Genomic DNA, 15,480 nt, shown 5'->3' with positions numbered 1-15,480 from the left:
GCAGTAGCAATTATTTAATTACGTTGAATCTCTCTGAAATCGAATCGTTTTGGAATTGTGCATGCGCTATGTAGCTGCCATTTTTAAGGCCACTTAAGTTAAGCTGATTTTGGCCCTTAAAAAGTTGCTGAACCATGATTGTTCTTCCATCCATGGATACGATTGAAACCTTGCCGCTATCTCCCGATTCAATAGTAAGTTGCTCGTAAGCCGGATTGGGGAATAATTTAAAAGTTCCTTTTTGAATGGTTTTTGCCGACAAGGGTATGCCACTTTTTAAGGTAGCAGCACGAATTACAACCGCACCAATTCCCCCTTGTTTTCCATCGGTAAAAGAAATTTTTACGGTATTGTTGGTTTTCAAAAGCGCCGGGTCAATCTCAATCGAACGCATAGACCCATATTCGTTTTCGTTGGTTAAACGACCGGCACAATCTTCTACCGGTAAATTAAGCGTGGTTCCGTTTAATTCAACCAGCATTTCTTTACTTTCAGAAGCATCACGTGCCAAGCCAATTCGCAGTTCGGCACTTTGCACTGTTGTTGGATTTTCAACCGCAACGGTAAACTCTTTAGCACCTGTAAACTGTGTGGCAACTTCTGAGCTGTAATAAGGAATTACCTCTATTTCGCTGCGCTGCTCCACCGTTTTTTCATAGTCAACAAAAACCACAACCGACTCTTGTCCGTCAATTGAAAAATCAGAAAGCGACGAACTTGTTTCTTCCGAAAAATAGGGTCTAAAATCATTTTGACGCCCCAACCTCCGGGTTGTAACCTGTTGAATATTATTGTCCCAAATTTTCACATTCAAATCAAGTAAACCACCGGTATTACTTTGGTTATGAAAAATCATAATCAGGCGATTACCGTCGACCAGCGAAATTTGCTGAATATCGTTGTCGTTGCAAACCGAATGCACCCGATGCCCTTTTACATCTTTAAAAAACTCATAGAAATACCCCAATTTGGCTTCGTGCCACACATTGCTGTTTTTATCAAAGTTCTCTTTCACCAAAAGGCTCGAATAATATTTCGGATCCCAGCCGGCAGACTCAAGTAAAATAAACGGCACCGATTTTTTAACCACGTGTGGATGGTTCATAAAAACCAGGGTATTGGTAATGGCACTGTTTACCATTATAAAATTTGAGATGGAGCGCTTTTCCATTTCGTGTAAAAAGCCACTACCGGGAAAATACTGGTCGGCGAGGGCATTCTGGGCAGCTTCAAGGTTGGTTTTATCGCTAACGTAACCACCATGCTCGCTGCTCACATAGGTAAATTCCTGTCCGTATTTATTTTTAGAGTGCGCTGCCAGGGCATCAAAAACAGCCTCTTCGGGCAGTCCCGACGAAACACGACCCACAAAATCATTTGCATCGTCGCTCCACTTCATATAATCGTATATGTGAAAGGAATAGAAATCGAGTTGAAAATTGGTAGCATCCATAAAATCTCGTATGGATTTCATGGCATCAAAGTCATTTTTATAGAAATACCCCACTGAAAAACAAGGCCCTCCAACTTCGGTTGGAATGCTCATAGCTTTGAATTTCTGATGCGTTTTGGTGTGCCAGTCGATAAAACGCTGGTCGCTCCAAACCCGCCAATCGGGTTCGTTTACCAACTCGAAATATTTTGGGCGCTGAAAATCGGAATAAGCATATTTTAAGGTATAAGCAGCCATTTCTGCTGCGGCGTCGGCATTCTCCGGAAAACTTTCGGTACTGCCGTCTTTAATGTATTTGTCAATAAAATCGGGGTAAGCATTATGGCCGTCGTGGGCAGCCACTTTCTCGTTTTCGCCCCAAAGGTTAATGTATTCTTCCAATCCGTTGTCGTTGGGGGCTTTTTGGCTAACAAAATAAGTGGTATCCATAAAACCCGGGCGGGTGGCATCTTCGCGGTAACCATTTCCCCAGCGGCTTTCGGAATAAACCACAAACAGTTTTCGGCCAACCGTCATATCCAAATCGTGCATGTACCGGTTAAAAAGTTCGTTGTCGAGATTTTTGTTTAACTCGCTGGACCGGGCAGCCAGGTTAAAATATTTTTCGCGCTGTAGTTCAGAGTGTCCCTTAATGTATTTTTTTACTGTTGGCGATACATCAACTTTAATGTTTTGCTGTGCAGCTACAGGGTTAATAAATCCGAAGAGCAACAACATAAGAATTAGGGGGTTATTATTTTTTTTAAACATCGTTTAGTGTTTTAATTCAATTTCGATTACACCGTTACCGCCGCGCGTTCCGTACATTGATGCATCGGCTCCGGTTATAACTTTAATGGATGCGACCTGAACCGGCTGAACAGATGAAATGTTTTCGGTAATCATTCCGTCGAGAACCAGTAGCGCATGTGCTCCGGCCGCCAAGGTGTTTGGGCCTTGCGAGGTTAAATAAATACGATTAAAACCATCGCTGTTTACCACTTTGGCCAGTGGCGATATGGCTTGTATTAATTCAAATATATTTTGGTAACGCGAGTAATCGTTGTTTTCCTGCATCAGGTTTTCAATGGCATATTCTAAATCGTTTTCGGTAATATGTTTGGCTTCAACCGCACTTTTAAAAGCCGGACCAGAGTTTAGATAAATCAGGTTAATTTTCAAAACGTTGTCATCGCTTAATTTAATTACCTGCGTTTGAAAGCCATCAGCCTGAATTTTAAGTGCATCGTTTTTTTTGCATTTAATTTGAAAGTTACCCTGCTCGTTGGTGAGTACTTCTGTTTTAGCTTTACGGGCAGTTATTTTTACACCACTTAACTCGTAGGTATTAAAAGCTGTAATTTTCCCGGAGATATTTCGTTCCTGGGCGGTTACCGAAATGCAAAAACATAAAGCGATAAAGGATAATAAAATAAGTCTCATATTTTTCTTTTTAAAAAAATGAGTGGAGCACAGGCTCCACTACATTTGCTAACTAAACTACTAACCAAACTATTAAAACCTATGTATTTTAAAATCGTTATAAGTTCGTATCTACTTCAATTTTAATGGCTAATGCATTCTCGGCCTTCAGGCCTGTTTCTGTTTCAACAAGCAGTCCTTGCCCGGTAAAATTCCAACTTGCCACAGCATCTTCACCCAAAAATTCTACCGATTTAACTGTATTTGCATTTATTTTCGGATGATTTGCCAGCGAACGAATCAGTACCTTTCCATCTTCAGGCACATCAAGGGTAATAGCATATAATATTTTATCTTTTTTTGTGAAACGAATATCTTCAGCTGTAAAAGCTTTGTTATTACCTTCAGAGTGATGCCCTTGTTTTACAATGGTAGGGCCTTCGCCAAATTTATCCCATGGGCGGGTGCCATAAATTGCTTCGCCATTTGCATCGAGCCATTTTCCCATTTCAAGCAAAACATTTACCTGGTCTTGCGGGATAGTACCATCGGCTTTTGGACCAACATTTAACAACATGGTACCGTTTTTACTAACAATATCAATCAAATCATCGATGAGCGAATTGGCCGATTTGCTTTGCCAGCCTTCGGTATGGCACCACGAATTTTTACCAATTGAAGTATCGGTTTGCCAAACGGCGCTTCGGATGTCCGAAAGTTTTCCGCGTTCAATATCCAGCACATTTGAACCTGCCGGAAAAGATTCGAAGTACATATTTTTAGTTTGCAGTACAACCTCCTGCCCGGTTTCTAAGCCTTTATTGTAATAATAAGCGGCAAGTTTTGGGTGATACGGAGCAAACTCTTTACGGTCGATGTAAAAATCGAACCATAAAATTTCGGGTTGGTACGAATCTATTATATCAGTTGTTCTACGCCACCACAAATCCATAAACTCTTTACTAACCGGTGCATATCGTTCGTGTTTTGGTCCGTATAAATCTTCGTATTCCGGGTTCCAGGTATCAAAACGTTCTTCTTTGTTAAAATAGTCCCAGTTAAATGCAAAGTGCGATGAAACGCCAAAATGCATACCTTCCTTTTTAGAAGCTTGTTGCAGTTCGCCAACAATATCGCGCTTTGGCCCCATTTCTACCGAATTCCAGCGGGTGACATTGGATTTGTACATGGCAAAAGCATCGTGGTGTTCGGCCACCGGAATTACATATTTTGCCCCGGCTTTTTTAAATAAATGAATCCACTGGTCGGCATCAAATTTCTCGGCTTTAAACATCGGGATAAAGTCTTTGTAGCCAAATTCTGATGGATGCCCGTATGTTTCAACATGGTGTGTATAAACTGAATTGGTACCGGGTTTTGATTTCTCCGGATCGGTTTGATGCCAGAGCACAGAATCCTGATACATATTTCGTGGATACCATTCTGAAGCATAGGCAGGAACAGAATAAACCCCCCAATGGATAAAGATTCCGAATTTAGCATCAGCAAACCACTCCGGAATTTTATATTCTTTGAGCGACTCCCAGTTTGCTTCAAACCGGATATCATTTTCTTGTTGTGTTGATGATTGACAGCCGTTTACAAGAATAGCTATCAAAAGCAACATCGTATACATTTTATGCATGCTGTTTGTTTTTTCCTCTTGCGAGTTACATGGTATTAGCTGTCTTATTCTTCTCCTTTTAAAGGAGCATATTAAGCGGACCAGACAGATCAAGTCCGCTTAATATGACAACTTAGTTTATTAAGGACGTACTTCTTTTTCAACAATATAGAAATCATCAAAATAGAATACGCCATCACCATTCATTTGAACCAGGAAGTGACGATCCGGTTCGTCGGCAGAAGGAGCCCATTCGGTTTCAACGGTAACCCACTCACCAGTTGGCTTATTATCAAGCGATTGCCAGAACTGCTTCCAGTTTGGAATTAACCAAACTCCATATGCACCACCTGCTGTTGATTCAATAAAAATCTTATACTTAATGGTATATACTTTTCCACCGGTAAATGAGAATTTCTCATTGAAGCTTTCAACTTTTGCCTTCGCACCTTCACGCGTAATTTTCATACTATAATTTCCGCTGGCAGCTTTTTCAGTAGTAAATTCAATTGTAGAAGCATTATCCCAGCTTGGAGACCAGGCCGAACCTCCGTCTTCAAAGCCATAACCAGTAGCGCTCAGTAAGTTTACATCGTGCATCATAACCGGCTCATCTTCAAATGGTGTAAGGGAGCGATAATCGCTTGAATTAATGCCGCTTCCGTCCAATATACTTACTGTTATTACATCAGGACGGTAGATTGGATCAACAAGCTTAATATTAAGCAATGTTGCATCGTTTGCATCAATAGTCACTGAAGAAATTGGGAAAGCCTCGCCATTTACTTTTACCACAAAGAAATCGTTCTTATTCATAAATGGCAGGAATTCGCCATTAAATGGTAACTGTATGGTTTCGTCTTCCAACTCCACAATATCGCCGGCCAATTCCCATGGCTTGCTCGATGGGATTACCTTAATTGGGTTAGGAATGCGGTAGAACTGATAATCGCCCGGCAAACTTTCGCCCTGGCGGCTGATGTTTAAAGTAGCCTCGAAAACACCCAGTTTTTTGAAAACGATGGTTGCAGCCGAGTCGGTACTCATTTCGCCGGCAACACGCCATTCCCAGCTATTTGCCCTGCCAACGGTTGATACATCAACAAATTCCAGCGTACCTCCTGCTTCCACATAGATTGTATCTTCATTTACAGGTACTTCAACGCCTTCCTGGCGAATTAGAACAGATGGAACAATAGTATCGAAAACATCTACCATAAAAGTGGTATCGATAACCCATAAATCGCCTTCTTTTTTAGCCTCAAGCGTGTCGCGGCCAAAAAAAGTTACCTTTTTATCAAACGTATTGTACAAACGTACCGGTTGCAATCCACCTTTGGTAAACAGTACGTGAATAGTAAGATCGGTTGTTTCCAGTCCGGCATCCGGGATAATAAAATCTTCCAAAACCGAATCGGTGCGAGAGATAGGACCTTCGAGCAGGAATGATCCTTCTGGAATTGTCCAGGTGTGCGATACTGCATTTTGAGAAACATCGGAAAATGATACGAAGTCATTTATCCCGATCATAATTTGTTCGTTACGGAATGCACTGGTGTACCAACCAATACCTGCCATATCATTCGGCATTTCGTATTCGTCGTCCTGACAAGCAGTAAAGACCACAAGAAAGGCCACAGCCAGGAGCAATATATTTTTGATCTTCATAATCTTCATTTTTTAGTTAATTTCAGGATTAGTGGTTGTTTCACTATTTGGTATTGGCCAATATGCATGTGCTGCTTCGTTGTAGTTTTGTGCAGCCTGTACATAATCAACCAGGTCATTTGCATCTTTCTCTCCTTCAATTAGAATAGACCCCCAACGTGTTCTATTTTCACCTTTTGAATCAACAAATGGGTAGTGTTCTGTGTGATAATGCAATTGAGATAGTTCCTGAAAACGCTGATGAGTAATACCCCAGCGACGCATATCAATTGTGCGTATTGCATGACCTTCGGCAGAAAGTTCCAACGGACGCTCAACATACATTAGGTGGTGCATTAAACTTTGTGCATCGTAGGTTACATCGTCGTGATCAGCACCTGGGAATTCACCTGTACCGTCCATTCCTAATAATTGCAGTGCCGAACGATGACGAACGCGGTTTACAAATTTCAAAGCTTCCTCAACATCGCCACCTGCTCCACCTTGAATTAAGGCCTCGGCATACATCAGGTAAACATCTGCCAAACGAATAACGCGGTAGTTAACACCCGAACGTGGCGTAGCCTGCGAGATGTCTTTTTCGTTTTCGCAAATGTCCCAGTTACTGTGTTTACGCCAGTAGGCCGTTTCTTTATTGTTGAAATTAGCACCTTCGGCAGTAATTACCCCATAGTACTGCATATCAACATCGTCAACCAATGCAATTGAGTATGAAGTACGTAAATTATAAGTACGCAGGCGCGAATTGCCATCCTGATCGGTAACGTAGTTACGCGGATCGTTTACATCCATTGCATCGTTTTTGTAAGCCATAATTAACCAGCAACTTGGGTATATTGAACGCCAACCTCCAACCGGGCTAACGGTGAAGTTTAAGGTAGAGGAAGTGTTCTCTTCTGCCCAAACCGACTCTTCAGCTTTATAGTTTAACGAGTAAACAATTTCTAAAATCGATTCACTGTTTAACTCGTTTTGAGTGGTAAAGTTATCGCCGATATGATCTGCTAAAGCATAACCATAATCAGGGTTTTCAATTACATCTTTAAAATATTCTGCTGCCTTGGCATATTCTTCGGCATACAGGTAGCTTTTGCCAAGCACTGCTGCAGCCGAACCTGCTGTTACTCTACCCAAATCTCTGGCCTCCCATTTTCCGGGAAGGTTTTGGTGGGCATATTCCAAATCGGCAGTAAAGAAAGCACGTACCTCATCAGCCGGGCGAACAGTTTGGTAGAAATCAGCTTCATCCTGAGGAACAAAGTCGTAAATTAATACACTACCGTTGTTAAACGAACTATGCAGGTAAAAATAAAACAGGCCACGGAAAAATTTTGCCTGTCCCATTTGTTCTGTCCAACGTTCTTCGTCAACGCCTGTTCCTTCTAAAGCTGTTAAGGCTTCAATTACCTGGTTGGCACGGAAAATACCTTTGTACAAAGCATCCCATTTACTGTTGGGACCATCTGAAGCATTGGTAAACGTTTGCAGGTAATACGAATTGGTGGTGTTGGGGCGTCCCCAACCCGGCCAGGTCATATCACTTCTGTTGTATTCGTCGCTTGTGCGCATTACACTCCCGTTTTTAAACGAGTTGTAAACTGCATTTAGTCCCATCTCTGTATCGTCCAAAGTTTTCCAGAAACTGTCGGTCGACATCATGTTCGGATTCGTTTCCGTTAGGAAATCCTCACAGGCAAAGGCTGTAAATAGAATCAACCCGATTGCCATATATTTTATTATTAATTTCTTCATCGTTTAATTCATTTAAATTTTTAGAAATCGAATTGAACACCAGCTCTCCACTGACGGCTGATCGGGTAGTTACCTTTATCAATACCACGCGATGATAATCCGTCGTTACCAACTTCTGGGTCGAAACCTTTATAATCGGTAATGGTAATTGGGTTTTGAGCTGCTACGTAAATACGTAGTTTATCAAGACCTGCCTTTTTAACAAGGTTTTTCGGAAGAGTATAACCCAAGGTTACGTTACGTAAACGAATAAACGATCCGTCTTCAATCCAATAATCGGTATAACCACGGTAGTTCCAATGGTCGCGGCCACGGTTGGCAGGTATATCAGAATTTACGTTCTGAGTAGTCCACTGGTAAAGCATATCTTTGTGGGTACCGTGCATGTAGGTGTAAATTTCGGTACCATTAATAATTTCGTTACCGAATGATCCGTACCACTGCATTGATAAGTCAACACCTTTATAATCTGCACCAAGGTTTAAACCCATTTCAAATTCAGGAGCACCACTTCCGGCATAAATTCGGTCGTCGTCAGTAAGCAAACCATCTTTGTTTTGGTCAACGTAACGCAAATCACCCAATTTAGCAGTTGGAACAAGCTCCTGGTATTTAAGCAAGTCGGCTTCGCTTCTAATAAGACCATCTGTTTCCATTACAAAGAAAGCTCCGGCTTCGTAACCTTCAGTAATTACGGTAACACGGTCAGAGTTTGGAACACCATCCACTACAGTTCCGCTTTGCATGTAGGCAATTTTATTCGAGCCACTCATTTTGGTAATTTCATTTACGTTTTTCGAGTAGGTTAAACCTGCATACCACGAAACTTTACCATTGTGGCGGTAGTTGGCTGCAAACTCGTAACCTTTATTGTTCATGTTACCCACGTTAAGAATAACCGTTGCATTTTGTCCGGCACCAGTTGATGGAGGCACCAACAATGGGAATAACATATCTTCTTTATCGGTGTTATAGAAATCTCCGGTAAAGGTCAGTTTGTTATTAAAAAATGCCATGTCGAAACCAATATTTCGCTGAATGGTTGTTTCCCATTTTACGTTTTTGTTAGAGAAAGCTGTTTGTGTTGCTCCCAATACTAAACGATCAGCTTCTTCCGGACCAAAAACATAGTCTTTTTCAAGTGTAATACCCGATGCATTGCTGTAATCGAGGAAGTTTTGGTTACCGGTTGTACCATAACTTGCTCTAATTTTAAATCCGTTTACCGTATTTCTAAGCCCCGACCACCAGGCTTCGTCTGATACGTTCCATCCTGCAGAAACAGAAGGGAAAGTACCCCAGCGGTATTTTTCAGAAAAACGGGAAGATCCATCGCGACGTGCACTAACGCTTAAAAGGTAGCGGCCTTTATAGTCGTATTGTAAACGTCCGAGAATACCAACCAGGCTGTTTGTTTTATCCTGGCCCCATCCAGTACCTGAACCGGCATTCGGATCTAAAGTAGCACCGTTAAGTACAGTAATATCGTTGCTTAATAAATCAAATTTCTGTGCGAAGAATGAAGTAAAGCTATACGATTCAGTTGAGAATACACCCAATGCGCGAACACGGTGTGCGCCAAATTTCTTATCAAAATTAATGGTGTTTTCCCAGGTAAATTTATGCGAACGGTCGCTGTAGTTATAAACTCCCGAGCGAACCTGCATCGGTATTAAATCGCCTTCGTTATCGTAGGCTTTAAACAATGGATTAATTCTAACTCGTGTGTTGTTATTATAACTTGCACCAACACGCGATGTAACTTTTACATTTTTATGCAACTGGTATTCGGCTTGTAAACTACCGTTAAACTGGTCGCCATCGCGAACATCGGTTTGTTTTAGCTTAGCCATCAGGTTACTCATGCCTACTGCTTCGTTACTACCAGCGTTACCGCCGTCCTGAATAATTTCGGCATCAGGATCAACAGCTGTTTGATAAGGCTTGTATTTATAAGCCTCTAAAAGCAACTGCCATGGCTCCGATTCTTTTTCTTCTACATAAAAACCAAGGCTTGTTTTAAAGGTCCATTTGTCTTTTACGTAATTGGTATTTGCACGCACGTTAAAACGCTCGTAACCCGAATTAATAATCGATCCATCCTGGCTAAAATAGTTGGCAACAACATTATAAGTTAAACCAGCTTTACCACCCGAAATGTTAATACTGTGATTTTGAATAGCAGCATTGTCAACAACCAGCACTTCTTCTAAATCGGTACTATTTGTAAACTGGTAACGGTTCGATTCGAGTGCCGACCACGTATTATCGTAATGGGTACCATTAATATTGTTGGCCCAGATAAAACGTGCAAAGAAAGTTTCTTCGAAGTTCAGAATTGGTGTTCCTGACGTAATGTCCTGAATACCGTAGTAACTATCAACGCCCACTTTCATTGTTCCGGCTTTACCTTGTTTGGTGGTAATAAGAATAACACCACCCGAACCACGTGTACCATAAATAGCAGCCGATGCCGCATCTTTTAATACATCAATGGTTTCAATCTCGCTGTTACTTAACTTCGGATCACCATCGTAAGGAATACCATCAACTACAAAAAGTGGCGCATTGGTACCTGTTACCGAGCTTAAACCACGAATTTGAATGTTTGATGAAGCACCCGGAGAACCCGAGCTGGCCTGAACGCTTACCCCTGCAATTTGGCCCTGCAAAGCGGTACCCAAATCAGATGTTGCACTTTGTTGAAGCACATCTGAAGATACCTGGGCAACCGCACCGGTTACTTCTTTTTTACGTACTGTACCATAACCAATGGCAACAACTTCTTCAATACCAATTGAGCTAAGTTGCATTTCCACATCAATTTTCGATTTTCCGTTGATCGCAATTTCCTGCGCTTCATAACCGATAAATGAATAGGTTAAGGTTCCGTTAGCTGGTGCTTCAATAGAATAATCGCCCGAGGCACCAGAGATTGTACCAATTGTGGTACCTTTTAATACAATGTTGGCTCCCGGAATGGGTTCACCGTCATCGCCGGTAACAGTTCCTGTAACTGTAACGTTTTGCGCCTGAGCTATTGCCCAAAACGACAAAACCGTTAGAACTGTTAGAAGCAATTTCTTGCAAAAACAATTAACTGTTCTTTTCATAAATGATAAATTTTAGTTCATTTCGGTAGTCGCATAGGTTTTCGTCTACCGTTTGTTCAATTACTTACGAAACAAAAGTACCGGTAAAGCAAGAATAAGGAGGAAAAAGAATTGAAGACACAAGGGGGACTTTTTTTGAGCAGAGGGGAATTTATTGCAAAATTTAGCGGGAATTTTTTTACTCCTGATCGGAATTTTGTTTTACGAACTCGGATGGCAACATCCCGAACTCTTCTGTAAAACAAGACCTAAAGTACTTTATATCAAGAAATCCCACCTCGAAAGCAATCTCTGAAATAGAGTATTTTTGGGTAGATAAAAGTTGGGCCGCCCGTTTTAAGCGAATGCTTCGGATAAATACTTTTGGGGTTTGGCCGGTTAGTCCTTTAATTTTTTTATTGAGGCTAATTTGCGACATTCCACACTCGGCTGCCAGCTGACTGACTTTAAACTGAGGGTCGGAAATATTCGCTTCGATGGTATCCAACATTTTTTTCAGGAATTTCTCATCCATTCGGGTGGTGGTTACCTCCGAAGGTTCAACATTTATAGTGGTTCTTAACTTGTCGCGAAGTTGGTTTCTGCTATCAATCAGGTTCTGAATACGCACTTCAAGTACATCCATCTGAAAGGGTTTTGAGATATAGGCATCGGCACCAAGCTGGTAACCTTTTATTCGGTTTTCGGCTGTTGATCGGGCAGTTAAAAGAATGATGGGAATGTGACTAATATTTTTGTCGGATTTTATGGTTTCGCATAATTCAAAGCCCGACATTACCGGCATCATAATATCGCTGACAATGAGATCAGGATTTAGCTCCCTGGCTTTGTCAATACCTTCTTTACCATTATCGGCCAATACAATTTTGTATTTTGCCTTTAGGCTATCCTTAATAAATTTCCGCAGTTCAAAATTGTCTTCAACAATTAATATCCTTGGTTTTTCTTCCCCGGTGCTTTCATCTTCTGCAACCGAATCAGAAATACTTGGCTCGGGCACCACAATTCTGCCGGCCGGAAGTGAGTCTTCTTGTCCCTGCATTTCATCGGCTTGTAAATGGGCATTTCCTTTTTTCAGCTTTACAAAAAATGTTGTCCCCTCTCCTTCTTCACTTTCAAAACTTATATCGCCTTTGTGCAGCTCCACCAGCCCTTTTATAAACGACAGGCCAATACCGGTGCTGCCCACTTTTCGGTTTTTAATTTGTTTGGCCTGGTAAAAACGTTCAAAAATATGGCTTTGAAATTCTTTGGGTATCCCTATTCCATTATCAATTACCTCAATTACAATATCAAAATCGTCTTCGCCAACATGCACCTCAATGGCACCGCCTTCGGGTGTAAATTTAAAAGCATTCGACAGCAGGTTATACATTATTCGCTCCAGCTTGTCGTCGTCGTACCACAGCGTCATGTTTTTACGAGAAGTTGAAAATTTGTAGTCTATTTTTTTATCACTGGCCAACTCGTTAAACGAATGAAAAACGCCCTCTAAAAACGGAACAATATTGCTTTCGGTGGCATTTAACTTCATTTTACCCTGCTCAAACCTTCTGAAATCGATTAACTGATTGATGAGACGCAACAATATAGATGCGTTACGGTGCATAATTAAAAAACTATCGTTGGTGTCTTTGTTGTAGCCTCCCTTAGTAATTAGTTTTTCAAGTGGGCCAATTATCAGGGTAAGTGGGGTTCTGAATTCGTGCGAAATATTGGTAAAAAAGCGCAGTTTCATTTGAGAAAGTTCCTGAATTTTTTCTTTCTCAAAATGTTCCATAATCAGCTCATTTTTTTGTTTAATGCGGATAAGCGAATAGCGTTGAAAGAACCACAGCGAAACCAGAAAAATAACAACGTATGCTGCCCAGGCAACCACACTTAGGTACCAGGGTGGCGTAATAATAATTTTAAGGGTTTTGGGAGAACTGGTCCATATTCCATCGTTGTTGGATGCCAACAGTTTAAAGATGTAGGTGCCGGGACGCAGGTTGGTGTATTTGGCAATTCGGTCTGAGGCATCTTTTCGTATCCACTCCTCATCAAAACCTTCGAGCTTATATTTGTAAACATTTTTTTGAGGGGCCGAAAAATGTAAAGATGAGAAATAAATGGCAAAACTGTTTTCGGCATATTTTAATTTAATTTCGTTGGTATAGTTTATTACATTTTGAAGTACCACCCTGCCGTTCACCTCTTCACCCGGAATAACCGTTTTGTTTAGAATATGGAAATCAGTAAGGGCAATTTCCGGTGGTGTCATATCGGTTACAATATCTTTTGGGTAAAAGGCATTAAAACCATTTACACCTCCAAACAGCATTTCGCCATCGCTTAACCTGGCACATGCCAATTCTCCAAACTCGTTATTCTGCAAACCATCGCTCTCGTCGTAATTAACCACAAGCTTATCTTTTATGTCGTAACGAGTTAAGCCTTTGTTCGACGAAATCCATAAAAATCCATAATTGTCCTCCAAAATTCCTTTAATCGAGTTATTGGGCAAACCATCGCGTGTGGTTATGGCTTCAAAATATATGGAGTCGGGATTTACGTGGTAGTACATTTTATTTAAGCCTCCTCCCATGGTGCCTACCCAAATGGTTTGGTCGCTCGACTGAAATATTGGCAGGATATAATTGTGGCTTAAAGAATTGGGCTTTGTTTCGTCTTTTTGAAAAGAGTAAAAATACGGGGTATGGCTGAATTGTTCTTCGGGTGTAAGCAAATTCAAACCTTTATCGGTTCCTATCCAAATATTTCCATAGCTATCTTCGTACAAATTTCGAATATTATTAGAATTTAAAGTCCCCGGATTTGCTGAAGACTTGTAATTTAATAGGCCTTCGTTTCCGTCTGCATCCACATAATATTTGTATAATCCGCTCTGGCCGTATGTTCCCAGCCAAACATTTCCAAAACGATCTTTTATTGCACAAAATGGTGAATTGGTAAGAGAGGCAAGCACGCCCTGGTTGCTTTCTGTGATTATGCCGTTTTTTTCGGCAACTATTTTCACCACCGAAGGATACCCGGTACCAAGTAAAATACCCGATTTGTTGACATTTGAAAACTCAACAATGGCATAAACAGTGTTTTGGTTACTGGTAGAATTCACATCGTAATATTGAAATCCGTTGCTAAAATCTTTGTTTCGGGAAGCTGCTAAAAAGTTGAGTCCACCGCCTTCGGTTCCTATCCAAATGTTGTTCTTGCTATCTTCGTATATCGATCGGATTTTATTGTAGGAAAGACTGCCCTGTTCGCGTGTTTTTGCATAATGCAGGAATTTCTTCTGTTTTGGATTATATTTATTTAATCCTCCGCCATTTGTACCAATCCAAACAATACCCGATTTATCTTCAAACAAACAGGTTATCACATTTTTGCTCAAGCTGTTAACTTCCCAGTTTTGCTGGTACAGCGTTGCCTCAGCAAAATCGTTCGTACCCGATCCTTCTTTTTTTAAATGATATACACCGTTGTAAGTTCCGACAAAAACATCATGGTTTTGAGTAACAAGCATGCTGTTTGAAGCGAGATTTGAAATTTGATACGTTTGGATATTGGAAAGCGTTTCCAAATCAAGTTGAAGCCTGAATATACCGTTGCTATTGGCAATAAATACGGCATTATTTTTAAACTGAATCTCGCGCACATAACTACCTGAATTAATAGTAACCACCTGGTAGCTGTTCTCCTTTTCTGTAATAACGTAGAGTCCCGATTGTGTTCCAACCCAAACCCGGCCATAAATATCTTCCTCTAACTCGGTTATTATTTTGGCTTGCATTTCCGACAACACCGGGCTATTAAGTGCTGTAAAATGATATTTACCGTTTATGAGCTTGTATATTCCCAAACCGGCGGGTGTTCCTACCCAAACCGATTTATTCTTTTTAGCAATAAGACAGGTTACCTGTTCAAAAGCAGAAAGTCCGGAATAATCAATTTCTCGGTTGATATTATAAAATGTTTCCGTTTTAACATCAAACCTAAAAAGTCCTTTATCGGAGGTTCCCAGCCACAAATCGCCTTGCTCATCTTCACTGATTGAATAAATTAAATTAGAACTCAGGCCGTTTTCTGCCGAGGGTTGAATGCGATATGTTTTAAAACTGTATCCATCAAAACGGTTTAATCCATCGTTTGTACCGATCCACAAAAAACCATTTTTATCCTGGTAAATGTCGTTTATGTCGTTTTGGGATAGGCCTTCAGAAGTTGTAATTCGCTCAAAATGTAAATTTTGCGCCATTACCACTATGCAAGCCAGCAAAAACAGTATGGATATAAGTATTTTTTTCAAAGCCCCCGATTTGATTAAAACCCAATAAAAATACCATAATTTTTTATTTCGAAGGAAACTATCGGCAAATTCGCGATGACTTGTAACCAAGAACAAGGATAACAATCCGGTTTTTCATCAACCCCATCTCATTCGTAGTTAACAGTTTGTCCTGTTATTT

General features: G+C 40.8%; 7 protein-coding genes. All 7 read right to left on the bottom strand.

The features are described from left to right. Nucleotides 1-10: 10 nt before the first annotated feature. The 7 genes from QZ574_RS02860 to QZ574_RS02830 all read right to left on the bottom strand — a co-directional run bounded on the left by QZ574_RS02860 (nt 11) and on the right by QZ574_RS02830 (nt 15,320). On the bottom strand, nt 11-2,203 hold the full coding sequence (locus QZ574_RS02860; protein ID WP_297086571.1) for a T9SS type A sorting domain-containing protein: 2,193 nt from the start codon (nt 2,201-2,203) through the stop codon (nt 11-13). 3 nt (nt 2,204-2,206) lie between these two features. Beyond that, a complete protein-coding gene (locus QZ574_RS02855; protein WP_297086570.1) occupies nt 2,207-2,875 on the bottom strand; it encodes a carboxypeptidase-like regulatory domain-containing protein in 669 nt (222 codons plus the stop codon). Between the two features lie 97 nt (nt 2,876-2,972). Further along, nucleotides 2,973-4,499, bottom strand: coding sequence for an alpha-L-fucosidase (locus QZ574_RS02850; RefSeq protein ID WP_297086569.1), 1,527 nt, complete (start codon nt 4,497-4,499; stop codon nt 2,973-2,975). Nucleotides 4,500-4,619: 120 nt separating this feature from the next. Beyond that, the gene (locus QZ574_RS02845; protein WP_297086568.1) at nt 4,620-6,146 is read right to left on the bottom strand and encodes a hypothetical protein; all 1,527 of its coding nucleotides are present in this window, start codon (nt 6,144-6,146) and stop codon (nt 4,620-4,622) included. 12 nt (nt 6,147-6,158) lie between these two features. Further along, nucleotides 6,159-7,898, bottom strand: a complete 1,740-nt coding sequence (locus tag QZ574_RS02840; RefSeq protein ID WP_297086566.1) for a RagB/SusD family nutrient uptake outer membrane protein — start codon at nt 7,896-7,898, stop codon at nt 6,159-6,161. A 20-nt stretch (nt 7,899-7,918) separates the two neighbouring features. After that, on the bottom strand, nt 7,919-11,011 hold the full coding sequence (locus tag QZ574_RS02835; RefSeq protein ID WP_297086563.1) for a TonB-dependent receptor: 3,093 nt from the start codon (nt 11,009-11,011) through the stop codon (nt 7,919-7,921). A 178-nt stretch (nt 11,012-11,189) separates the two neighbouring features. Further along, complete coding sequence (locus tag QZ574_RS02830; RefSeq protein WP_297086561.1) at nt 11,190-15,320, bottom strand: two-component regulator propeller domain-containing protein; 4,131 nt, start codon at nt 15,318-15,320, stop codon at nt 11,190-11,192. Between the last annotated feature and the right edge of the window lie 160 nt (nt 15,321-15,480).

Source organism: uncultured Draconibacterium sp. (genome assembly GCF_913063105.1).
In the GTDB taxonomy this organism is placed as follows: domain Bacteria; phylum Bacteroidota; class Bacteroidia; order Bacteroidales; family Prolixibacteraceae; genus Draconibacterium.
The sequence above is the reverse complement of the archived record's forward strand: the minus strand, read 5'-3'. Positions and strand labels throughout refer to the sequence as shown.

Bases quoted from the DNA above. Each gene is read 5' to 3' on its own strand.
- QZ574_RS02860 (WP_297086571.1), bottom strand. From the start codon at position 2,203: ATGTTTAAAAAAAATAATAACCCCCTAATTCTTATGTTGTTGCTCTTC.
- QZ574_RS02855 (WP_297086570.1), bottom strand. From the start codon at position 2,875: ATGAGACTTATTTTATTATCCTTTATCGCTTTATGTTTTTGCATTTCG.
- QZ574_RS02850 (WP_297086569.1), bottom strand. From the start codon at position 4,499: ATGCATAAAATGTATACGATGTTGCTTTTGATAGCTATTCTTGTAAAC.
- QZ574_RS02845 (WP_297086568.1), bottom strand. From the start codon at position 6,146: ATGAAGATCAAAAATATATTGCTCCTGGCTGTGGCCTTTCTTGTGGTC.
- QZ574_RS02840 (WP_297086566.1), bottom strand. From the start codon at position 7,898: ATGAAGAAATTAATAATAAAATATATGGCAATCGGGTTGATTCTATTT.
- QZ574_RS02835 (WP_297086563.1), bottom strand. From the start codon at position 11,011: ATGAAAAGAACAGTTAATTGTTTTTGCAAGAAATTGCTTCTAACAGTT.